Consider the following 23521-nt stretch of genomic DNA (forward strand, 5'->3'; position numbering starts at 1 on the left):
GTTACGTCACCTCAGCGTAACTATAAGTCCTTGTCGGTCGTATCTGTTGCATGGTAGCTGCAATTGAACTTTCAGGAGTGACGAAGCGATACGGTGACGGCACCGTCGCGCTCCGTGACCTCGACCTCAGGGTCGAGGAAGGCGAGATATTCGGCTTCCTCGGACCGAACGGGGCCGGGAAGTCGACGATGATCAACCTCCTGCTCGACTTTATCCGCCCGACAGCGGGCGACGTGAAGGTGCTCGGGATGGACGCAGAGGCCGACTCGAAGGTCGTCCGCGGTCGCGTCGGCGTCCTGCCCGATGGCTACCACGTGTACGACCGGCTCACCGGCCTCGCCCACGTCCAGTTCGCCATCGACTCGAAGGGAGTAGACGACGACGCGATGGCGCTGCTCGAACGCGTCGGCATCGCCGAGGCGGCCGAGCGCAAAGCCGGCGGGTACTCGAAAGGGATGAAGCAACGCCTCGTCCTCGCGATGGCGCTGGTCGGCGAACCCGACCTGCTCATCCTCGACGAGCCGACGACCGGCCTGGACCCGAACGGTGCGCGCGAGATGCGCGACATCATCCGAGCCGAGGCTGCCCGCGGTGCGACCGTCTTCTTCTCGTCGCACATTCTGGAGCAGGTCGAGGCCGTCTGTGACCGCGTCGCCATCCTCAACAAAGGCCAACTCGTCGCGGTCGACACACTCGACAACCTGCGCACGGGCATGGGCGATGGCGCGACCCTCACCGTGACGGTCGATTCGGAACCCTCGGACCGGATGCTCGACGCAATCGAGCAGTTCCCCGGCGTCACCGCGGTCACCTCCGCGGGGACCGTCCTCACAGTCAGCTGTGAGAAAGGGGCAAAGACCGGTGTCCTCGGTGCCATCGAGTCCGCTGGCCTCGTGGTCTCCGACTTCGAGACCGAGGAAGCCTCGCTCGAAGAGCTGTTCATGACCTACACCAACGGTGGTGCTGAGACCGAACAGGAGTCCGCGGCTGACGCGGAGGTGGAAGCATGAGCTTCGCCGTCGTCGCCAAGAAGGACTTCGCGGACGCCCGCCGGTCGCGGGCGCTCTGGGGACTGACCATCCTGTTCGTCCTGTTCGCGGGCCTGATGGCCTACGCGTACTCGACGCTCGACGTCCCCATCACGGTCGGCAACGAGACGTACGAAGGCTCCACGCTCGGACTGGTGTTCTTCCTCGCCAGCCCGGCGACGCTGTTCATCTCCATCACGGCGGTCGTGATGGCGAACAAGGCCGTCGCCGGCGAGCGCGAGTCGGGCCAGATGAAACTCGCGCTCGGGTTGCCGAACACCCGTACCGACTTCCTGCTCGGCAAAGTCATCGGTCGGACCGGCGTGCTCGTCGCCGCACTCAGCATCGGCTTCGTGCTCTCGCTGGCCATCGTCGTCGCCACGCTCGGGGAACTCGCAATCGTTCCGTTCGCGCTGTTCCTCGTCGTGACGCTGCTGTACACGCTCGTGTACGTCTCGCTCGTCGTCGCGCTCTCGTCGATGTTCTCGACGACCGGTCGCGCGACCACGGCCGCTGTAGGCCTCTGGTTCCTGCTCGAGGTCCTCTGGGACGTCGTGCCGCTCGGCCTGTACTGGGTGTACAACGGCTTCTCGCTCGCGGGTGAGATGCCGACCTGGATCGGCGGTATCAGCAATCTCACGCCGTCAGCGGCGTACTACACCGCGCTGACCTACGTCATCCCGAACGTGAACCCGTTCGTCGATGGTAACGCGTTCTACCTCCAGCCCTGGTTCGGGCTGGTCGTGCTCGCGTTCTGGCTGGTCGTCCCGCTCGCCCTCGGTGCGATGCGGTTCAACACCGCCGACCTCTGAGTCGGTTTCGACGCTTCTCTGCGTTCATCGCTGCGGTATCTCGCTTTCTCTCGTGTGTTTTCACCTCACGTCGACGAGCAGGATGTTTACTGAGTGAAAAATCTGCGAAGCAAGACATATACCGAGGGGTGCAGATAGCACGAGCATGGCCGCCATCGACTGCAGGGGTGTGACCAAGCGCTACGGTAGCGTGACCGCCCTCCGCGACCTCGACCTCACGGTCGAAGACGGCGAGGTGTTCGGCTTTCTGGGTCCAAACGGGGCCGGGAAGTCCACCACGATAGATATCCTGTTGAACTACGCCTACCCCACGAACGGGTCGGTGCAGGTCCTCGGCATGGACGCCGAGGAAGACACCGTCTCAGTTCGGGAACGGACTGGTGTCCTCCCCGACGGCTACGGACCCCTCGGTGACATGACCGGACGTGAACACGTCGAGTTTGCCATCGAGGCGAAAGAGGGGTACGAGGACCCGATGCCGCTGCTCGAACGCGTCGGCATCCCGGAGGCCGCAGACCGCAAGGCCTCGGGCTACTCGAAAGGGATGAAACAGCGCCTGATGCTGGCGATGGCACTCGCGGGCGAACCGGACCTGCTCGTCCTCGACGAACCGTCGACCGGGTTGGACCCGGCAGGTGCACGTGAGATGCGAGAAATCGTCCTCGAAGAGGCCGACCGCGGCGCGACCGTGTTCTTCTCGTCGCACATCCTCGAACAGGTCGAAGCGGTCTGTGACCGCGTCGGCATCCTGAGCGAGGGCGAACTCGTCGCCATCGACACCATCGACGGGCTCCGACAGGCTGCCGGGACGACCGGGAGCATCAAACTGACGCTCGATTCCGCACCCGACGACCTGCCACAGAAGATACAGGCACTCGACGGTGTGAACTCGGTCGAGGCGTCCGGCTTCGACATCACGGTCGGCTGTGAGAACCGGGCGAAAGGGCGGGCCGTCCAGACGTGTTACAGCGCCGGTGCGGTCGTCGAGAACGTCGAGACCAGTCAGGCGTCACTCGAAGACTTGTTCGTCGCGTACACGCAGGGCGATGGAGACGACCGCGAAGCCGCGACCGCGGAGGTGCAGTCATGAAGATGCAACTCGTCGCGAAGAAGGATTTCCTCGACGCGAAGCGCTCGCGCAGTCTGTACATCGTCGGGGCGCTGTTCACCCTGCTCGGTCTCGGCGTCGGGTACGCCTATGGCGAGGCTGCCAGCAATACCCAGGGTCCAACCGGACCGGCACTCATCCAGTTCTTACTCGTCGCCGGTCTGTTCTTCCTGCCGCTCGTCGCCCTGTTCTTCTCGCAGAACGACATCGTCAGCAAGCGAAAGAACGGGGAGATGAAGGTGTTACTTGGGCTTCCGTTCTCCCGTGAGGACATCCTCTTCGGGAGCTTCCTCGGGCGTTCGGCCGTGAGCGTGACCATCCTCGCCGTCTACTTCGGCGTCGCACACGTCGTCGCGCTCGTGATGCTCGCACCCATCGACGTCGTCGTCTCGCTCGCGGCATTCCTGTTCACGGCCCTGTTCCTCGTCGTGTTCGTCGGTATCGCAGTCGGCATCTCCGCGTCCGTCGGGAGTACGACCAAGGCGTCGGTCGGCGCGCTCGGTCTGTTCTTCGTGTTCTGGGTGCTGTGGGACTTCATCCCCAGTATCGTCCTGTATGTGTTCAACGGCTTCCAATTTCCGTCCGGCCCCACGCCGGAGTGGGTCGCCATCTTCTCCAGCGCGGAACCGTTTGTCGGAGCGCGGAACTTGACCATCGGGCTCATTCCGAAGCTCCAGGGCTCGTTCTCGCTCTTCGGCGGACCGTACCCCGACAACCCGGCGTACTACCAGCAACCGGTCGCTGGTGCGCTCGTCCTCGCGTTTTGGCTCCTCGTCCCGCTCGGCCTCGGCTACGTCCGATTCCGCGACGCGGACCTCTGAACCGCGTCGACTGACCCCCTTCGTTTCCACTGGAGCTAGACACCGAACCACATACGACCTGAACCCTTTTTCCCGCCCGCCCCGACTGCTCGCACGATGCCCGAACTGCCCGACGAGGAGTTCACCGACGACGAAGTTGTAGGAGCCGTTGCGACGGCGTTCGACTGCGACGTGCGGTCACACCGCCCCGCCGACGAGGGCACCGACAAGGTGTCGTTCGTCACCCTCACGGATGGGCGCGAAGTCGTCCTGAAAGCGCCTGCGCTCGTCGACCCGGCCCGCTTCCGGCCTGAACCGCGGCTCATGCGACTCGTCGGGCGCGAAACCGACGTGCCGGTCCCCGAAATATTCCACATCGGCGAGGGCGGCCCCGTCGATGGCCCATGGTTCGCAATGGAGCGACGCGACGGCGAAAACTGGGAGAACCGCGCAGGTGGGTTCCCCGACGAGGCCCACGAACGACTCTGTCGAGAGGCGGGACGAAATCTCGGCCAACTCTACCGTATCGACCACTTCGACGGTATCGGCATGGTCGGCGTCCGCGACGACGACCTCGTCATCGATGTCGAGGACGACGACTGGCGGTCGGGATTCGAGGAGCTGGTCAGCACTCGCCTCGACCGCATGGAAGAACACCGCTTCGCCGACCTCATCCCCGCCTGTCGCGACCACCTCGACTCTGTCTTGTCGCACGTTCCGCGTGAGGTCCACCCTGCCCCGGCCCACACCGACTACCGACTCGGGAACCTGCTCGTCGAACCAGACGCACCAGCCGACGAACCGGTCACCCGGGCCGTCCTCGACTGGGGGAACACGTACACCGCCCACGGCGAGTTCGACCTCGTCTCGACCGAGGACTTCCTGTTCGGCTGGACCGGGCTGTCCGACGACCGAAAGGCAACGCTCCGCGAGGCACTGCACGAAGGCTATTCGGCGACGAGTGGAACCACCTTCGACGAAGCGTTCTGGACGCGCTGGCGGGCCTACAAGTTCGCCACCCGACTCGCCGGGATGGAAGGCGTGCCGTACTGGTACGAGGACGGGTCCGAAGAACAGGAAGCGATGGGTGCGCGGCATCGGCAGTATCTCGCCGAGAATTACGGTATCGAGTGATGGAGTTGGACCGGTTCCAGCCGGTACTGTTACAGTAGACGGAATTTCAGTTGTACCAACAGATGATGTCATTTCTGGCGACACCGAGGAGGATGCGGTGAGACGCCGGGCATTCGTGGCGAGTGCTCTCGGCCTCTCGGTGTCTGCGTCGACTACTGCTACCGGGGGTGGAGCACAATCCGGTCAGTTTCAGTCCTCAGCGAGTCAGCGTGGTGTGTTTCCTCGTCAATTCCCGTCGTCTCTGACCAGAGAGTGGCGCGTTTCACTCGACGGTGAGAAACTCCTGGCTCCGGTCGCAGTCGCCGGGGGTATTGTCGTCGCCAGCCACGATGGCTTCGTCCAGTTCCTCACCGACGATGGCGAGACGCAGTGGCGCTACAGCGACTTCAGTCCGTTTCTCGGTCTCCCTGCGGTCACTCGTGACGCCGTCGTCGTCCCAAGTCTCGAAGGGAAGATAGTCGGCCTCGAAATCGACAGTGGAGATACGCTCTGGGAGGTGAACCGGGCAGGAATCCAGTCCGGGTTCACACTCTCCGACGGGACGATGTACTTCCACGACATGGCGACACAGGTCGGTGCATTGGACCCTTCTGACGGCTCGTTACGCTGGACCACCGAGGTAGACGGGCAGGCTGTAACACCACCAGCTGCCGATTCCACTCGACTCGTTACCGCGAGTCTCATCGGCGACGTTACCTGTCTGGACCGGACGAACGGGGCCGTCCAGTGGGTCAATCACACGAATCGACAGGTCCTGTCGCCTCCGAGCATCGCCAAGGGTGCCGTCTTCGTCTGTGGCAACCGCGATGAACGAGGGAGAATCGCGGCCTACGAACTCGACACTGGGGCTCGGCTGTGGGAGACCATCGTCCCGGGACAAATCGTGGGGTCACCGGCCATCGAGGAGGAATCCGAGTTGCTGTACTTCGCGTCGTTAAACGGTGATGTCGCCGCGTTCGATACGGCGACTGGTAATGTTCAGATGCAAAATAGGGTCGGGCGTAACCTGAAATCGCCCGTAGTGTTCGAGAAAGTCATCGTGGTCGCCGGTGACCAGCAGCTGTTCGTCCTCTCGAAGCAGGACGGTTCGGTTCTCGACTCGCCCAGAATCGGTGGACAGGCGATCGATACCGCGTACCGGAACGGGAGACTCTTCGTGAGTACCGCAGCCGGAGACGTTTTGTCGTTCCGTGGTCGGTCCTCCAACTCGCTTTCGATGCCAGGAGTCGGGCTACTGTCCGGTATTGCAGGTCTCGCTGGATTCGCTGGATACGCACGGAAACACGCCACCGAGCGGAACTGACCGCTTGCTGATTATGCTTCGCCGACCCACTCGGTAACGCCGTACTCTTCCAGCACCTCACGCAGTTCGTCTTCACCGATAGTCAGCACGTCGTTCGCGTCGGCGTCGTCGCGCTTCGACTGTCCCGGGTTGTCGCCGATGACGAGGTAGTCCGTGTTGCCCGAGACGGAACTCGTCGCGCTGGCCCCGTGGCGCTCCACGAGGTCCTGAAACGCGCTTCTGGATTCGGAGAGCGAGCCAGTGAAGACGAACGTCAGCCCGTCGAGTTCGTCGCCGCCTTCGACCACGTACTCCTGCGGCGTGACGTGTTCGAGCAGTCGGTCGAGTTGCCGACTCGCGGCCTCGCTCTGGAAGAAGTCGACGATGGTGTCGGCGACGATGGGACCCACGTCGTCGATTTCGCGTAGGCGTTCTGCGTCGCCTTCCTCGGCGACCTCACGCAGATTCTCTAACGTCTCGAACTCGTCGGCGAGTGCCTTCGCCGTCTCGGGGCCGACCTTGTGGATGCCGAGGGCGGCGAGGAAGTCGGGGAGTTCGGGCGTCTTCGACGCTTCCAGTTCCGAGAGCAGGTTGTCCGCGCTCTTCTCGCCCCAGCCCTCCAGTTCGAGCAGGTCCTCCTTCGAAATCTCGTACAGGTCGGCCATCGAGTCCGAGACCAGTCCGGCATCCACGAACTGCTTGACCGTCTCCTCGCCGACGCCTTCGATGTCGAGACCGGTGTCGGAGCAGTAGAAGCCGACCGAACGCTGGAGTTGCATCGGACAGCCCATCCCGCCGGTACAGAACGCCATCGGGCCTTCGCGTTCGACCGCGCTGTCACAGACAGGGCACGTCTCGGGACAGTCGTAGTGGCCTTCCGAGTGCTTCTCGACGACCTCCTCGACGTACGGAATCACGTCGCCAGCGCGCTGGACGCGGACCTCGTCGCCGACGTTCACGTCCTTCTCGGCGATTTCGTCGAAGTTGTGGAGGCTGGCCCGTGAGACCGTCACGCCGCCCACGTCGACCGGTTCGAGCAGTGCGACCGGCGTCAATCTGCCAGTGCGACCGACCTGGACCGCGATGTTGGCGATGCGCGTTACCTCGTTGCGGGCGGGGAACTTGTACGCGAAGGCCCAGCGCGAGGAGCGCGCCGTATTGCCGAGTTCTTCCTGCGTCGCCACGTCGTCGACTTTGATGACCACGCCGTCGATGTCGTAGTCGAGGTCGTCTCTGGCTTCCAGCATCCGGTTCCGGTAGTCGATGGCGTTCTCGATGTCGCAGTCGGTTTCGACGCGGTCGTTCAGTGGGAGGCCCATGCCGGGGAACGATTCGAGTGCGTCGGAGTGTTTCTCCCACGGTTCGGAGGACTCCAGCACGTCGAAGAAGAAGATGGAGAGGGGTCGCTCCGCGACGACGCTCGGGTCCTGCTGGCGAATGGTTCCAGCGGTAGCGTTTCGCGGGTTCGCGAATGGCTCCTCGCCGCGCTCGACGCGCTCTTTGTTGTACGCTTGGAAGGCGTCTTTCGGCATGTACACTTCGCCGCGAACCGCGAGAAAGTCGGGGTAGTCGCCGCGGAGCAGTTGCGGAATCGCGCCGATGGTCCGGGCGTTTCTGGTCACGTCGTCGCCTTCTTCGCCGTCGCCGCGGGTCGCGGCACGGGTGAGGCGGCCGTCCTCGTAGATGACTTCGAGCGAAATGCCGTCGAACTTCGGTTCGCAGACGTAGGAGACCTCACCGACCCGGTTTCGGACCCGAGTATCGAACTCGCGCACGTCTTCGGCGTCGCCGGACTGGTCGATGGAGAGCATCGGCGCGACGTGTTCGACCGTCTCGAAGTGGTCGACCGGTTCGCCGCCGACACGACGGGTCGGCGAGTCCTCGGTCTGGAGGTCGAAGGCGGCTTCGAGTTCCTGCAGTCTGGCGAACAGTGCATCGTACGTCCGGTCCGGAATCACCGGGTCTGCGTCGGTGTAGTACCGCCGGTCGTGGTACCGGATTGCGTCGCGTAGTTCCTTCGCCTGCACAGTGGCGTCGATGGCGGTCAGTTCGTCCACCGGTTCGAACGCCGTCGGCGGGTCCTCGACGTACGGATTGTCCGCGAGTTCGGCCTCGCTCATTCGTGGGCGAGAGTCAGAGTGGGACCGTCTTAGTAGTCGTTATTCGCTGCGCAAGTGAGAGACGAGAAGAGTCGATACCGGCCCGATGGCGACTCAGTGTTCTTCCGCTTTCGCCGTGAACTGCCGCGTCAGGTCGTCCGAGACCCCAGCCTGCGAGAAGACGGTGACGAGGTCGTTCGGTTCGATGGTCGTGTCGCCCTTCGGCGTGAGGATGCGCCCATCGCGTTCCACGGCGATGACGAGCGTCTCCGGGTCGATGAGGCCCGAGTCGTTCGCCTCAGACAGCGTCAGTCCGGCAACGGCCGAATCTTCGACGACGGCGAGTTCGACGACTTCTGCCTCGCCCGCGAGATTGATGAAGTCGGTTAGCGAGTGTAGTTGGTGGTCTTCAGGCCCGAACGGAGAGTACGGCTGGGCGTGTTCGCGGTGCATGAGCGACTCGTCTTCGATTTCGAGGCCGAGCGAGGCGAGTGCGCGCCCGATTCGCGTCACGTCGTCCATGTCGGTGGCGATGGCGACGACGTGGAGGTTGCGCTGGCCGGAGAGGAGTTCGCGCACGTTCACGACGCCGGGAATCTGGCGCACTTCCGCGGAGAGCTTCTCCTGTTCGGGGACGGGGGCAGTACAGATGAAGAGGTTCGTCAGTCGCCCGTCGGCGGCCTCGAAGTCCACCGCGGCGTGGTAGCCCGTGATGACGCCGTGGTGTTCGAGCTGTTCGATTCGGTTTCGAATCGTGCCCGGCGACACGTCGACCTCGGCCGCGATGTCCGGTGCCGACGTGTTCCGGGCGTCGCCCATCAGGCGGTAGACGATGCGCCGGTCCACCTCGTCGAGTCGTTTGCTCATGGGAGTCGTTCGGCCGGGCGGGAGTAAACGGCTTGCATTGTCGGTCACAGACCTGTTGTGCGGTCCACAATTCAGAAATGCTGAAATTATACAATCCGCAACATTCCACGGTAAATTTATCTTTGAAGAGAACGTCCGACGCACGTATGACAGACTCGCTCGCGCCCACGGTCAGTTGGGTCTCGTCCGTGAGCGACGAAACAGGTGGGACAGGGCCGGTGCTCGTCGTTCGCCCTGGCGAGTCCGAAGCGACACGAAGCGTGGACCTCGCCGCAGCGATGGCCGAGAGCCGCGACACAGACCTCGCCGTCTGTCGACCGGTCGTCACGCCTGAGGGGGCACCCCTCGGCTGGCCACTGCCGGACGAGCCACGAGGTGGGCAGGTGCATCGGGAGCAACGCATCGCCGACGAGCGCGTGGACGTGACCGTCACGCAGGTGACGTCGTCTGGCCCGAGCCTCGTCTCGGCAGTCGAACGCGCGGTCGATCGGGTGGGCGCGTCGACCGTCGTGCTCGACGCATCGCCGTCACAGTCGGTGCTCGAACGCCTGTTCGGTGACGTGACCGACCGACTCGCGCGAACCGTCCCCTGTGACGTGGTCGTGACGAACGGCGCCGGGTCGGTGGGTGACCTCGCTTCTATCCTCGTGCCGGTCGCTGGCGGCCAGCACTCCGGGCTGGCGGTCGACGTGGCCGGCGCACTGGCGGTGACGCACGACGCGTGGGTCGACCTGTATCACGTGGTGGACCCCGACGCAAGCGACCGCACACGAGAGTGTGCCGACCGTTACCTGACCGCGGCGGAAGAACGACTTTCGGGCCTCGACCGGGTCGACACCTGGCTGTGCGAGACGGCTGACGTGGCTGGGAGCATCGTCGAACAGTCGCGCTACTACGACCTGACCGTCGTCGGGGCACCAGAGACCAGTCGGCTCCGGCGGTTCGTCTTCGGCTCGCAGACCGCAGAAATCCGTGCCGAGGCCGATTCACCGGTCGTCACCGTGTGGCAGCCGCGGGGCGTCCGTCGATGGTACGACTGACGACTGTCAACTGACGATTGATGGCTGACGACTGAGCGGACTGGCACAGCAGTGCCGAGACCGGCGACTCTTGCATCTTCCCGCGAGGCTTAAGCCACGGCCGAGAGAAGCGTCGAACATGGCAGAGGAGTTCCTCCTGCTCAACCCTGGCCCGGTTCCGGTGACGGAAGCGGTCAGGAAAGCGATGGACGAGCCGATGGTCTCGCACCGCAGCGCAGAGTTCGAAGCGGTGTACGAGCGTGCACAGGACGGTCTCGACTACATCTTCACGGAGTCGTCTCGCTCCGGGTCGTCCTCGTCGGTCGGAGGAACGTCCCTGATTCTGAACGGGACGGCGACGATGGGGATGGAAGCGGCAGTCGCCAACCTCGTCGACGAGGACAGCGAAGTCGTCTCGCTCGTCAACGGGAAGTTCGGTCGCCGCTTCGCGCGCATCGCAGAACGCTACTGCGACGTGACGCGCGTCTCGGTCGACTGGGGCGAATCGTTCGATGTAGACGACGTGGAGGCCGCGGTCTCGGAGTCGACGGACCTCGTCACGATGGTCCACAACGAGACCTCGACCGGCGTCCTCAACCCGGTCGAAGCGGTCGGCGAACTCACGACGGCCGCGGACGCGCACTTCGTCGTCGACGGCGTCACGAGCATCGGTGGCGACGAGTTCCTGCTCGACGAGTGGAACGTCGATATCGCGGTCACGGACGCCCAGAAGGCGCTCGCCGCGCCGCCGGGCACCTCCGCGATGTTCGTCACCGACGGCGTGAAAGACGCCATCGACGGCGAGAGCGCGCCGTTCTACGAGGACCTCGACTGGCACCTGCGCAAGGCCGACTCGCACCAGACACCGTTCACGAGCGCCGTGCCGCTGTTCCGGGCACTCGCCGTGGCGGTCGAACAGATAGAGGAGGAGGGGATGCCCGAACGAATCGAGCGCCACCGCGCCCAGTCGCGGGCCTTCAGAAGAGGCTTCACCGAGATGGGCCTCGACCTCTTCGCGGACATCGACGGGCCGAGCGAGTACTCGAACACGCTCACCGCGGTCACGCTCCCCGACAAAGTCCGTGAGGACCCCGACGTGTTCTTCGACGCCGTGGGCGAGCGCAACGTCTCCATCTCCGGCGGCCAGGCCCACCTCGGCGGCGACATCTTCCGCGTCTCGAACATGGGCAACCTGACGAGTGACCAGATTATCCGCGGCGTGCGGACGGTCGGCGAGGCGATGGCAGAAGCCGGTGTCGACGTGGCTATCGAGGACGGCGTCGGTGCCGCCGAAGCCGAACTGGAGTAAGTAGTCGAGATTCGATTTTTTACCGGCGGACCCACGCGCCGACGAGCAACAGCGGGACCCAGACGAACGCGGCGACGAGTTCGAACGTAAGCACGTCGAGGACGGCGAATAGGGCCAAAACGGCGTCACCAGCCAGTATTCCGTCGACCAACAGCGGTAGCGTCTGCGTCAGCGGAAACAGCGCGACGAGGAGCGCCAGCAGTTGCAGGCCGCGACCGGCCGCGTTCCGAATCGGGCTGTCGGTGGTACTCGCAAGTGCGCTTTCGAGGTCGTCGTCGCCACCAGAGTTCTCGTCGGCACTCGTCGCAGGCGTCGACTCACGCAGGTCGGCGTCGCAGTGGATACAGGTCCGACTCGTCACGCCGACCCGGCCGGCACAGGCCGAGCATCGGAAATCCGCCGTCACGTGGGCACCCGTTGTCATCACGAACGAGACGACGGACTGAAACGTAACGATAGCGGTCGGGTTGCTTCTGAAAGAAGTAACTATTTTCAATTACTGATGTGCCATTACTTGCCATCCAGTAAAACTAATCCAGTTGCGCCCGAAGTCACGAACATGTCCTACGACGGCCCGACACAGCTTTTCATCGACGGCGAGTGGACCGACGCCGAGTCCGGTGAGACCATCGAGACGTACGACCCGGCGACAGAAGACCAGTATTCGGCAGTCGCCTGCGCTGGCCGCGACGATGTAGACCGTGCTGTCGAGGCCGCAGAGCGCGCAGCGGCCCGCGATTCGGAGTGGCGACGCATGGGACCGGGCGAGCGCGGTCGAAAGCTCGACGCGATGGCCGACGCCATCGAGGAGATGAAAGACGAAATCGTCCTCGTCGAGTCCCACGACAACGGCAAGACGCCGTTCGAGGCGTCGATGGACGTGGGAATGGTCGTGAACACGTTCCGATACTACGCCGGCTGGACCGACAAAGTGACTGGCTCGACGGTGCCGGTCGACGGCCCGCGCCTGAATTACACGCGACGCGAACCGCTGGGCGTCACTGCGCACGTCTCGCCGTGGAACTACCCGTTCCAGCTTGCGGGTCGCTCGCTCGCCCCCGCGCTGGCTTGCGGGAACACCTGTATCTTGAAGCCGTCCAGCCAGACGCCGCTGTCCGCGCTGTACTACGCGAAGGCGGCCGAGCAGGCGGGGCTGCCCGACGGCGTGATGAACGTCGTGCCTGGCCGCGGCAGCGAGGCCGGTGACGCGCTGACGACGCACGAAGCGGTAGAACACGTCGCCTTCACCGGCAGTACGGAAATCGGCAAGCGCGTGATGGAGTCCGCGGCGGAGAACGTCACGGGCGTCACGCTCGAACTCGGCGGAAAAGGCCCCCAGTTGGTCTTCCCCGACGCCGACCTCGACTCCGCGGCGGCCGGCATCCGCAACGGCATCTTCATGAACTGCGGCCAGATGTGCTGGGCTGGCTCCCGACTCGTCGTCCACGAGGACGTGCACGACGACGTCGTCGAGCAGGTGGTCGGCATGGCCGAATCGATGCCGCTCGGGTCCGGTATCGACGACGACGGCCGGATGGGCCCGCTCGTCTCTGCCGACCAGTTCGACACCGTCGCGTCCTACGTCGAGAGCGCGAAGGAGGAGGGTGCGACCGTCGCCGCCGGTGGCGGCCGCCCAGACGACAAGGAGACGGGTCACTTCTTCGAACCCACCGTCCTCACCGACGTGACCAACGACATGACCGTCGCGCGAGAGGAGATATTCGGTCCCGTCCTCTCGGTCATCGAAGTCGCCGACGAGGAGGAGGCACTGGAAGTGGCGAACGACTCGCCGTACGGCTTGATGGCGGGTATCTGGACGAAGGACATCTCGCGCGGCCACCGCCTCGCCGAGACCCTCGACTACGGGATGGTCTCCATCAACGAGTATCCGGTCACCTTCCCGCAGACGCCGTTCGGCGGCTACAAGCAGTCCGGCAACGGCCGCGAGCAGGGCGAGGAAGCCATTCGCGAGTACACGCAGGTCAAGAACGTCAACGTCAACCTAAAGTAACGAGCGAAGTGACCAGCGCGGGCGTGGCCGCGGCCGGTTGCAGCCGCAGCCAGTTCTGTGCTGTCGCTATCCTACGCTTCGACGACGATTTCGCCTTCGCTGGTGTACTCGTGAAGCTGACAGGCGTAGGTGGCCATCTCTTCCGTCGCGGTGAACGTCAACGTCTGTTCCTCGCCTTCCGACGCGAACAGCTCCGTTCGTTCGAGTTGGTTCCCGTCGCCGTCCAAGACGACGATGTTGTGGGGTGCCCCGTCGCGGTTCTCCCACCGAAGTTCGTACTCCGTCCCGGCAGTGAGGTGCAGTGTGGGGTTCTTCTCTTCGGCAATCGAGTCCGGCGCGACGCCGACCCACGCACTCCCAGGAGTCGCGAGCGTGAAGGAAGTCGTTTCGCCGTCGTCGTCGCCACCGCCGAGACAGCCAGCGACGGCGACGAGTCCAGTCGTACAGCACGTGCCGCCGACGCGGAGCGCGTCACGGCGTGTCAGTTTGGAGGGCATCGGTGACACCTCTCACCGAGGTCAAATAAGTTCTCTGTCGGTTCGAAGGTCGCCGGTCGCTGGTGAGAACGGTCGTCCCGGCGCAGATGGTCGTTCTCTGCGTCTGTGTGTCCCGTGGTATCACGCTAGCCACCGTTCCAAGATTTTGGGAATCGGGTCGGGCCTCTTTGCCCGTGTGGTGACTCGCTTCGAACGCGGGCCGTGACACCCTGATGTCACCACGTGCCGTGCCATCTCCCTCGTCGCGGCCCCACCGAAGCCCCACTGACACCTCCGGTCGCCCAACCGGAGCACGCGACGGCCCTACCCATCGTCTGGCACCCACCACCTGGCCGTCGCGTGACCCTCTGCTGCCTCTGCGGCCCTTTCCTCTACCCATAGCACTCGAACACGACGACGCTAGAGCGACGGTACGCGGGCAGTCGCCAGCATCGACGTTCGGTTGCGACGAATATTGCCGTAACTGCTGGTTATAGAAATCCCCGCGATTATGCTTCTTGTACATGACTAACTTCGCCGATTCTCGATTCGACACGCGCACGGTCCACGCCGGACAGGAACCGGACCCAGCGACAGGGGCGCGAGCCCCGCCGCTCTACCAGACCACGTCGTACGTGTTCCCGGACGCGGACGACGCGGCCGCCCGCTACGCGCTCGACCGCGAGGACCACGTCTACTCGCGCATCTCGAATCCGACCGTCGAGACGCTGGAGAAGCGACTCGCCGCGCTCCACGACGCGCCCGGGGCGGTCGCCACCGCGAGCGGAATGGCCGCGCTCGACGGTCTGACGTTCGTTCTCGCCGAAGCAGGAGACAACGTCGTCTGCTCGACGGACACCTACGGCGGGACCACGTCGTACCTCTCGAAGGCGGCTTCACGCCGCGGTATCGAGGCCCGCTTCGTCGAGACGCTGGACTACGAGGCGTACGAAGAGGCCGTCGACGAGAACACCGCCTACGTCCATGTCGAGAGCATCGGCAACCCGTCGCTCGTCACCGCAGATTTCGAACGCGTCGCCGACATCGCACACGAGGCGGGCGCGCCACTCGTGGTCGACAACACGTTCGCCACCCCCGCGCTCTGTCACCCCATCGAACACGGTGCCGACATCGTCTGGGAGTCCACGACGAAGTGGCTCCACGGCTCCGGCACGACCGTCGGCGGCGTCGTCGTCGACGGCGGCACCTTCGACTGGGGGGCTCACGCGGAGGACTACCCCGAAGTCGGCGGCGAGAACCCGGCGTACCAGGGCGTCGACTTCTCGACCTACGACGCACCGGTCGCCGCCGCGGTCCGCTACCGGGCGCTGCGCGCGCTCGGCAATCAGCAGTCGCCGTTCGACGCGTGGCAGACCCTGCAGGGCCTCGAAACGCTCGGGCTGCGCATGACGCGCCACTGCGAGAACGCGACCATCGTCGCCGAACATCTGGCCGACCACGACGAAGTCGCGTGGGTCACCTACCCCGGCCTCGCCGACCATCCGACGCACGAGAACGCGAGCGAGTACCTCGCGGGCTACGGCGGCATGATTGCGTTCGGTCTCGAAGACGGGTTCGAAGCCGGGAAACGATTCTGCGAGAACGTCGAAATCACGTCTTTCCTCGCCAACATCGGCGACGCGAAGTCGCTCGTCATCCACCCGGCGAGTACGACGCACGCGCAACTCTCCGAGGAAGAACAGCGCGCCGCGGGCGTCCGGCCGGACATGCTCCGGTTCTCGGTCGGTATCGAGGACCCGGCAGACATCCTGCGCGACGTGGAGGCGGCCATCGAGGCGGCGACGACTGGGTCAGCGACGACCGGCGCAGGAACGACCGACACTGGCACAGGTGAGACAGACCGATGACGGTCGAATCCGAGCGCGGCACGGCCGAGTTGGGCGAGTTCACGTTCGAGTGTGGCGAGTCCATCCCGAGTCTCGAAGTCGCCTACGAAACCTACGGCGAGTTCGACGGCTCGAACGCGGTGCTGGTCTGTCACGCCCTGACCGGCAGCCAACACGTCGCGCGCCGCACCTCTCGCGGTGGCGACGGCGGGAGTAACGGCACGGCCGGACAGGCCCGCGCCTGGTGGGCCGACGTGGTCGGTCCGGGCAAGGCAATCGACACGACCGAGCACTACGTCGTCTGCGCGAACGTCCCCGGTTCCTGTTACGGGTCGTCCGGCCCGGCCAGCGAGGGACCCGACGGCGACCCGTGGGGGACCGACTTCCCACCGGTCACGGTCGGCGACTGGACCCGCGCTCAGCGTCGCTTGCTGGACGACCTCGGCGTCGGTCGCCTCCATGCCGTCGTCGGTGGCTCCGTCGGGGGAATGAACGCCCTCGACTGGGCGGTTCGCTATCCCGACGACGTGCATCGCGTCGCTGCGGTCGCCAGTGCACCCCGACTCGACACGCAGTGTCTCGCACTGGATACGGTCGCCCGCCGAGCCATCACGACCGACCCGAACTGGGACGGCGGCCACTACTACGGTGAGGACCACGCCGATCCGGACGACGGCCTCGCGCAAGCCCGCCGTATCGGCCACGTGATGTACCTCTCGAAGGATTCGATGGACCAGAAGTTCGGCCGTCGCGCCGCGGGCCGCGGACAGGGCCGCCCCGCCACCGACCCGGCGGGCGCGTTCTTCCCGTACCGCGACGTGGAGTCCTACCTCGACTACAACGCCGAGAACTTCGTCGACCGGTTCGACGCGAACAGCTACCTCTACCTGACCCGCGCGATGGACGACTACGACATGGCCGCCGGCTACGAGTCCGATGCGGCCGCCCTCGGCGCGTTCGAGGGCGAACTCCTGCTCGTCTCCTTCACCGGCGACTGGCACTTCACGACCGAACAGGCGGAATCCCTGGCCGGCGCGGCCCGCGACGCCGACGCAACCGTGGCGCACCACGTCGTCGACTCCGACCACGGACACGACGCGTTCCTCGTCGAACCGGACCGGGTCGGCCCGCCAGTCAGGGACTTCCTCGCCCGTGGTGTGAGCGGGCAGGCGGTGACCGATACTGTCGAACGCGAGGCAGAAGACGTCCACGCACCGGTGCATACGAGTCTGTTCTCGTGACCAGTCCCTCTCGCCACGCACGGAGTTCGTGAGCGGTGCAGAATTGTACTAACTCCACATAAAAGCGCTACTGGTGATTATTTTCGGAATCCATCTCGAATATTAAAGACTTCTGGCTCGTTGGGTATTCATGGAATAGATAATTATCGGATAGTTGAATTTGTTAGTTCGGAGTAATGGTAACGAAGGGTGGTTGGGGCCACCGACAGTCTGGGGTATCGACAGCAATACTACTACTAACACTCGCACTCACCGTCGCGGCCGCCACTGGTCCCGCGGCAGCGACAGGTGCAGGCGACGTGATTACGGTCGACGCAGGCGGGAACGGTGACTACACCACCATTCAGGCTGCAGTCGACAACGCGTCCCCCGGCGACACTATCCTCGTCGAGGATGGGACGTACGACAGTTTCCTTCTGAACAAGGACATCACCGTGAAGGCGGCGTCGGGTGCGAACCCGACCGTCACGGGCGACGGCGCTGCCGTCATCCAGATCGAACAGCGAAACGGGGGCGACCCGACGGGTGCGACCGTCGACGGACTCACGCTCTCCGGGAGCGCGACGCTCGGTGTGGAGGTCCGTGCCGACGACGTGCACCTGTGCGACCTGACGATTTCGGTCGGCACGACCGGCGTGCAGGCACAGGGCGACTCGGTCAACGGTGACGACGTCGAAGGACTCACCATCGAGGACGTTTCCACGGACGGCGGCGCAGTCGGCGTCTCGCTGACTGCTGGAACCAACGCAACCGTCGACGGACTCACTGTCACTGACGCCACGACTGAGGGCGTCGGACTCGGCACGACCGACGTGACATTCTCCGACGTCTCCGTCACGGGCGCGACCGACAGCGTTCCGGGTATCCGCTTCTACGGCGTCACACCGACTGACGGTGGCAGCGAGGCCGCCGCAGTCACCGACATTCTCGACACCAACCCCGGTGTCGGGGCTGTCGACGTGCAGCAGACGGGGCACGTGTACGACCGCAGCGTCAGCGCGAACGGCACGTATTACCACTCGGCGCAGGCCGCCGCGGACGCGGCCAGCGCGGGTGACACCATCACTGTCTCCGGGGCGGTCGGACCGATGGTCCTCGACGAGCCGGTGACGGTCGTCGGCGAGGGCGACGCGACGGTCGACGCGAACGGCGCGACGGCCGGCATCACGCTCGCCTCGTCGAACGTCACGGTGCAGGACCTGACGGTCACGGGTGCGTCGCAGGGGCTCCTCGTGGACAGCGAGGTCGCAGACATCACGGTGACGAACGTCACAGCGACCGGGAACAACAACGGGTTCTCGTTCTGGAACGCGGCCGACGCGTCCGACGTGACGTTCACGGACGTGAACTTCAGCGAGAACGGCCTGTCGAACGGCGGTGCCGGGCTCGACTTCGCCTCGACGGCGCAGGTCCGTGACCTGACCATCGACGGTGGGCAGTTCGACCGGAACGGCTACTTCGGCATCGAGTTCACCACGAACGGGAAGACGGGCGTCCTCGACGGTCTCGACGTGACCGGCGCGACGTTCGTCGACAACGGTGAGGCCGCCGGTCAGGCCTCGCGCTCGCAGGCGGTCTACGTGGAGACGCTCTCGGACGCAACGTTCGACGGCGTCACCGTGGCCGGCAGTGAGTACGGGTTCAACATCAACCTGAAGAACGGCAGCTACGAGAACGTCGCTATCCGCGGTTCCGACGTCTCGAAGTCCGGTTCCAGCTGGGCACCTGCGCTGTACGTCCAGCCGCAGCCGCCGTCGTACGACCACGCTCCGCCGGCGACGCTCGATGGACTGACCATCGAGAACAACACCATCGAGAGCGACACGTACGGCCTCGCGGTCCAATGGAACTCGACGGCCGTGACCATCGCTGACAACATTATCCAGAACTCGAACATCGGCTACGCGAACTGGGTGACCGACGCGTCCGAGGTCGACGCCTCTGGAAACACGTTCCAGAACAACGACCTGCACTTCCACGAGCAGACCGACGCGCTCGCGTCCGACCTGCTCGCGAACAACGACTTCGACGGCCACATCGACGTCTCCGACGCGACGACGCCGCACCCCGGCTCGTACGTCTGGGGCGACCTCGACTCGGCCGTCGAGATGGCCAACGAGAGCGCGACCATCACGCTCGCACCGGGTACCTACCCGACGAACGTGACCGTCGACAAGTCGCTCACTATCGAAGGCCCGAACGCGGGCACGCACGGCAACGCGACGCGCGATACTGAAGCGGTTCTCGTCCCCGAGGACAAGAACCAGTCCGTCGTCGTCGACGTGACGGCGACCGACGTGACCGTCCGCGGTCTCACCTTCGACGGGAACAACCCCGCCGTCACGAGCGGCGTGGACGTCGGCGGTGTCGACGCGGACGCAGGGAGCGCAATCTGGTACTACCAGGACGCACAGCAGGACCTCAACCTCACCGTCGAGGATAACGTGGTCCGGAACGTGCAGTGGTACGGCGTCATGCTGTACAACGGGAACAGCGGCGTCTCGAACGGGAACGTCGTCGACGACAACCTGGTCGAAAACGTCGACATGGTCGGCATCCTCCTGTACAACAACGCCTACGCAGACGTCACGGACAACGTCGTCACGGGCGTCGGTGCCGGTATCCAAACCGGGAACTACCACAAGGCGGGTGGCCCGGCACGCATCGCGAACAACGACATCAGCGCGGAAGCGATCGGCATCTACCACAACCTGCAGTACAGCCAGGCGAGCGAGTTCAGCATCGTCGACAACGACATCGGGCCGCTGGCCAACGGCACTGGCCGGACCGGTATCGAACTGTCCTCGCTCGGTGTGGACGCGACGGTCACCGGCAACGACATCGCGGGCACCGAGGAAGGTATCGTCGCGTGGAACACGGAGAAATCCGCCGACGTGACCGTCTCCGGCGGGTCCATCACGGACGTGGAGACTGGTGTCATCGCGCGTAACTACAACCGATTCGGCGACGCGGACGGCTCGTACGTCACCATCGACGGCGTCACCATCGACGCGCTGAACACGGGCATCCTCGTCAACGACTCCATCGCGGTCGACGAGACGGACAGCTCGACCGACGTTGCGCACGTGAACGTCACGGGCGGCACCACCATCGACGGCTGCGAGTACGGACTCGTGCTGTGGGGTGCCAACGCCTCGGCCGACTTCCAGAACGGTGGTGCGGTCGACTTCTCGGACCACGTCCCGACTATCGTGGACGTGCGCCCGAACGCGGACGAGTCCGGTATCTCCGGTTCGTTCGACCTGTGGAACGCAAGCATCGAGGGAACGCCCATCTCGGAACTCTCCAGCGCGGAGATCGGCGCACTGACCGGCATGCCGGTCGTCGCTGATGGTGTCGCCTACACGAGCTTCGAGGACGCGAAGACCGCGGCTCCGAACGCACAGGAGTTCGCCATCTCGCTGACCGTCCCCGGTGACGGCCAGCCGCACGCGGTCGGCTTCCCCGGCCCCGTCGACACGACCGTCGGCGAGGCGTTCGGTGACTTCGACGGCGTGGTCTGGGCGTACGACGCAGCGAACGACACGTGGGCGCGACCCGAGGCTGGCGACGACATCGGCGCGCTCGATGCGATGGTCGTCGTCGCCGAGGAGGAGACCAGCGTGACGGTCTCGTTCGAGAACGCGGGCACCACGCCCGGCGCACCGGGCGAGCGTGAACTCCACGCTGGCTGGAACTTCGTCGCAGCCCCGCAGGGCGGTGACGTCGGTCCGGCACTCGGTGCCTCGACTGCCGACATCTCGCGCGTCATCGACGTGTACGCCGACCCGACTGGGCTGCCCATCAGCAGTCCGGACGACTTCGACCGTGTGGAGTTCACGTCCTCGGCGGGCGAGAACGTGAGCGCGTTCACCGGCTACTGGGTGTACGCTAACGAGGACGGAAGCCTGGCGATGAACGCCTACGAGGGCGTCACGGCAGACGACCTGTACGAACTCCTCAAAGACGATGACGACGAGTAAGCGCGTCGCCACACTCGCCGTGGCACTGGTCGTGCTGTGCACGCTCGCGCCGGTCGCCGGACTGGCCGGCACCGCGAACGCCGCGACAACCGCACCGCCGGACACGCCGGCGGCGTACTACGGTCAGGTGCTCGTGAACGGCCAGCCCGCGCCTGCGGGTGTCGAACTGGTCGCCGTGGTCGACGGGGAGGTTCGTGGCAGTGTCACGACCGGCGAGGACGGCACCTACGGCGGTGCCGGCTCGTTCGACGAGAAACTGGAGGTCTCGGGCGACAAGAGCGAGGACGCTGGCGCGACCGTCAGCTTCCGTGTCGCCGGTGCTCCGGCCGACACCACGACGACGTGGGAGTCGGGTGACCACCGCGAGGTCGATGTCGACCTCTCGGACACGGCTGCACCGACGGCCACCGCGGCCGTTCCCGGGAACGCCAGTGTGAACCAGTCGGTGTCGTTCGACGCCAGCGGGTCGAGCGACGACACCGGCATCGCCGGCTACGAGTGGACCGTCGACGGGCAGACGCTCGCCGGCGAGTCCGTCACGCACGCCTTCGGCGAATCCGGCGAGTACGACGTGACGCTCACCGTCACTGACCTCGCCGGCCAGACCGCGACGACCGCGACCACGGTTTCCGTCTCCGGCTCGTCCTCGGGCGGAAGCGCAGGCGGCGGTGGCGGTGGTGGCGGACAGGGCGGCAGCGACGACGGTGGCTACGCCGGCGTCAAGAACTGGACGCTGTCGGACTCGACGCCGACGGTCGGGCAGCAACTGACGCTGACCGTCGTCGCCGCCAACCCGACCAGCGAGGCCGCGGAGGTGTCGCCGGAACTGTGGATCGACGACGAGGAGCTAGAGGCCGTCTCGATGACGCTGTACCCCGGTCAGCAGCGATCCGCCGAGTTCACCTTCAGCTTCGAGGACCCAGGCGAGCACACCATCAGCGGTGATGGGTTGCGCTGGGACACGGTGACGGTGTCGGGGACGGAGACGACGATGCCCGACACGACGACGGCCGACCCCGGCACTGACGACGGACCGGGGACGACTCCGTCCACGACGGACGAACCGACCGTCGTGACCGGGACTGAGCGGCCCGCGGATTCGGGGCCGGGTGACAGCCAGCAGGCTATCACCGAGACCGGCGGCGGTCTCGACCTCTGGCAGATCGGACTCGTCGGCCTCCTCGCGGCCGCAGCAGGCGTCGCCGCGCTGCTGGTCCGCTGGGGCTGAACGTCGGTCCGGCACCCGGAGTTATTCTTTCGGCAGGTATCGAGACTCGATACGGTCACTGAACTCGTCCGGAGAGTCATCTGTGGGGGCCGCGTCGTCTTCGATAGTTCGGCTCTCACCAGCCGCGCCGACTCATGGAGACGACCGCAGACCAGCCGCGTGGAAGCGACGACGCGGACCGCGCGAGCGCGACCACATCGGCAGAGCGGTCAGACTCGTCGGCGGTGGTCCCGACTGCTCACCCTACCCCAACCGCCCGGCCCCAACCGAGCGAGCAGTCGACCACGACCGAGCATTCTTCCACGACTGAACGGTCACCGACGGACGACCGACGCCTCGGCGGCCACGCGCCCGTCAGCGACCTGCTGGCACTCGCCAGCGTGCCGGCCGTCCTCTGGGTCGTCTACGCGCTCCCGCCCGAGATGCGTCTCGGCCTCGCGCTGGACCACGCGAACCCGTCGCTCGTCGGCATGTTCGCCTCGCACTACGTCCACCTCTCCGGGTGGCACCTCGCGTCGAACCTCGGGCTGTACCTCATGGTCGGCCCGCTGTCGTACCTTTTGTGTGCAATCGCGGGGCGAAAACGAGCCTTCAGACTGTCGCTCTTTACCTACTTGCTGGTGTTCCCGTGGGTTCTCTCCGGCCTGAACGTGGCGCTCGCCCGGCCGACCGTCGGCGTCGGCTTTTCGGGCATCGGGATGGCCTTCGTCGGCTTGCTCCCGTGGGCGCTGTTCGCCTACCTCCACGACCGACTGCCAGCGACGTTCAGCACCCAGCGCGCCCCGGTACTGTTCTTCCTCGGCGCGGTCGTCATCGGTAGCATCGTGATGCCGCCGACGCCGCTCACGATGGCCGGTGTCGCCGTCGCCACACTCGGCCTCGTCGCCTACGTCGGCGCGCTCGTCTTCGGGCGCTCGCCCGAACTCCCGGGCCGACTGTCGAACGCCATCGAAACGCCCGGCTACGTGGAAATCGCGGGCATCTCGCTCGTGGTGTTCGTCGGCGTCGCGGTGATGACGTTCTCTGCGCCACCAGTGCAGGAAGGGACCGTCGTCAACCAGTACTCGCACTTCCTCGGCTACTGTCTGGGCTTCATCGTGCCGTACACGATGTTCGACGCGCTGGAGTTGTAGAGCGCACTCGACACAGTTGGAGCCAGAGATTCGCGTATTGGGCAGACTGGCGCAATAGCCCGAACAGCTATGGTTCAATAATAATATTTTGTTGACACCATATGGGGCTTCTCGACGGATTCCGGAAGTCAAGACTCCGGTGGA

The 23521-nt window shown here is 65.2% G+C and carries 18 protein-coding genes; 14 read left to right on the plus strand and 4 right to left on the minus strand.

The features are described 5' to 3' along the window. Nucleotides 1-50: 50 nt before the first annotated feature. The 6 genes from ACSC1P_RS09895 to ACSC1P_RS09920 all read left to right on the plus strand — a co-directional run bounded on the left by ACSC1P_RS09895 (nucleotide 51) and on the right by ACSC1P_RS09920 (nucleotide 6185). Nucleotides 51-1010: an ABC transporter ATP-binding protein gene (locus ACSC1P_RS09895; protein ID WP_435359983.1), complete on the plus strand. Its 960-nt coding sequence runs from the start codon at nucleotides 51-53 to the stop codon at nucleotides 1008-1010. Then, entirely contained in the window at nucleotides 1007-1840 is an 834-nt protein-coding gene (locus ACSC1P_RS09900; RefSeq protein ID WP_435359984.1) for an ABC transporter permease subunit, read from the plus strand. The genes ACSC1P_RS09895 and ACSC1P_RS09900 overlap by 4 nt, the downstream gene beginning before the upstream one ends. A gap of 145 nt (nucleotides 1841-1985) precedes the next feature. Next, complete coding sequence (locus ACSC1P_RS09905; RefSeq protein ID WP_435359985.1) at nucleotides 1986-2930, plus strand: ABC transporter ATP-binding protein; 945 nt, start codon at nucleotides 1986-1988, stop codon at nucleotides 2928-2930. Then, on the plus strand, nucleotides 2927-3769 hold the full coding sequence (locus ACSC1P_RS09910) for an ABC transporter permease subunit (protein WP_435359986.1): 843 nt from the start codon (nucleotides 2927-2929) through the stop codon (nucleotides 3767-3769). The genes ACSC1P_RS09905 and ACSC1P_RS09910 overlap by 4 nt, the downstream gene beginning before the upstream one ends. A 96-nt stretch (nucleotides 3770-3865) precedes the next feature. Then, complete coding sequence (locus ACSC1P_RS09915; protein WP_435359987.1) at nucleotides 3866-4882, plus strand: phosphotransferase family protein; 1017 nt, start codon at nucleotides 3866-3868, stop codon at nucleotides 4880-4882. A 214-nt stretch (nucleotides 4883-5096) separates the two neighbouring features. Beyond that, complete coding sequence (locus tag ACSC1P_RS09920) at nucleotides 5097-6185, plus strand: outer membrane protein assembly factor BamB family protein (protein ID WP_435359988.1); 1089 nt, start codon at nucleotides 5097-5099, stop codon at nucleotides 6183-6185. 11 nt (nucleotides 6186-6196) lie between these two features. Here ACSC1P_RS09920 and ligA read toward each other — a convergent pair whose 3' ends face one another. Continuing rightward, a complete protein-coding gene (gene ligA / locus ACSC1P_RS09925; RefSeq protein WP_435359989.1) occupies nucleotides 6197-8284 on the minus strand; it encodes an NAD-dependent DNA ligase LigA in 2088 nt (695 codons plus the stop codon). 93 nt (nucleotides 8285-8377) lie between these two features. Next, nucleotides 8378-9130, minus strand: coding sequence for an Lrp/AsnC family transcriptional regulator (locus ACSC1P_RS09930; protein WP_435359990.1), 753 nt, complete (start codon nucleotides 9128-9130; stop codon nucleotides 8378-8380). 146 nt (nucleotides 9131-9276) lie between these two features. Between ACSC1P_RS09930 and ACSC1P_RS09935 the strand changes: the two genes are divergently transcribed. Next, nucleotides 9277-10170 (plus strand): universal stress protein, encoded by an 894-nt coding sequence (locus ACSC1P_RS09935; protein ID WP_435359991.1) that lies wholly within the window; start codon nucleotides 9277-9279, stop codon nucleotides 10168-10170. A 118-nt stretch (nucleotides 10171-10288) separates the two neighbouring features. Continuing rightward, nucleotides 10289-11458 carry a pyridoxal-phosphate-dependent aminotransferase family protein gene (locus tag ACSC1P_RS09940; protein ID WP_435359992.1) on the plus strand — a complete coding sequence of 390 codons (1170 nt, stop codon included), beginning with the start codon at nucleotides 10289-10291 and terminating at the stop codon, nucleotides 11456-11458. 19 nt (nucleotides 11459-11477) lie between these two features. Here ACSC1P_RS09940 and ACSC1P_RS09945 read toward each other — a convergent pair whose 3' ends face one another. Further along, a complete protein-coding gene (locus ACSC1P_RS09945; RefSeq protein WP_435359993.1) occupies nucleotides 11478-11882 on the minus strand; it encodes a hypothetical protein in 405 nt (134 codons plus the stop codon). 135 nt (nucleotides 11883-12017) lie between these two features. Between ACSC1P_RS09945 and ACSC1P_RS09950 the strand changes: the two genes are divergently transcribed. Further along, a complete protein-coding gene (locus tag ACSC1P_RS09950; protein ID WP_435359994.1) occupies nucleotides 12018-13469 on the plus strand; it encodes an aldehyde dehydrogenase family protein in 1452 nt (483 codons plus the stop codon). Between the two features lie 71 nt (nucleotides 13470-13540). Here ACSC1P_RS09950 and ACSC1P_RS09955 read toward each other — a convergent pair whose 3' ends face one another. After that, a complete protein-coding gene (locus tag ACSC1P_RS09955) occupies nucleotides 13541-13966 on the minus strand; it encodes a cupredoxin domain-containing protein (RefSeq protein ID WP_435359995.1) in 426 nt (141 codons plus the stop codon). Nucleotides 13967-14469: 503 nt separating this feature from the next. Here ACSC1P_RS09955 and ACSC1P_RS09960 point away from each other — a divergent pair. The 5 genes from ACSC1P_RS09960 to ACSC1P_RS09980 all read left to right on the plus strand — a co-directional run bounded on the left by ACSC1P_RS09960 (nucleotide 14470) and on the right by ACSC1P_RS09980 (nucleotide 23377). Then, entirely contained in the window at nucleotides 14470-15813 is a 1344-nt protein-coding gene (locus ACSC1P_RS09960) for an O-acetylhomoserine aminocarboxypropyltransferase/cysteine synthase family protein (protein ID WP_435359996.1), read from the plus strand. Beyond that, the gene (gene metX / locus ACSC1P_RS09965) at nucleotides 15810-17033 is read left to right on the plus strand and encodes a homoserine O-acetyltransferase MetX (RefSeq protein WP_435359997.1); all 1224 of its coding nucleotides are present in this window, start codon (nucleotides 15810-15812) and stop codon (nucleotides 17031-17033) included. Before ACSC1P_RS09960 ends, metX begins: the two co-directional genes overlap by 4 nt. 176 nt (nucleotides 17034-17209) lie before the next feature. Next, on the plus strand, nucleotides 17210-21016 hold the full coding sequence (locus tag ACSC1P_RS09970; RefSeq protein ID WP_435359998.1) for a right-handed parallel beta-helix repeat-containing protein: 3807 nt from the start codon (nucleotides 17210-17212) through the stop codon (nucleotides 21014-21016). Beyond that, entirely contained in the window at nucleotides 21003-22244 is a 1242-nt protein-coding gene (locus ACSC1P_RS09975) for a PKD domain-containing protein (protein WP_435359999.1), read from the plus strand. The genes ACSC1P_RS09970 and ACSC1P_RS09975 overlap by 14 nt, the downstream gene beginning before the upstream one ends. 134 nt (nucleotides 22245-22378) lie before the next feature. Then, complete coding sequence (locus ACSC1P_RS09980) at nucleotides 22379-23377, plus strand: hypothetical protein (RefSeq protein WP_435360000.1); 999 nt, start codon at nucleotides 22379-22381, stop codon at nucleotides 23375-23377. The last annotated feature ends 144 nt before the right edge of the window (nucleotides 23378-23521 follow it).

Origin of the sequence: Haloarchaeobius caseinilyticus, assembly GCF_051207395.1 — an archaeon.
Classification (GTDB): domain Archaea; phylum Halobacteriota; class Halobacteria; order Halobacteriales; family Natrialbaceae; genus Haloarchaeobius.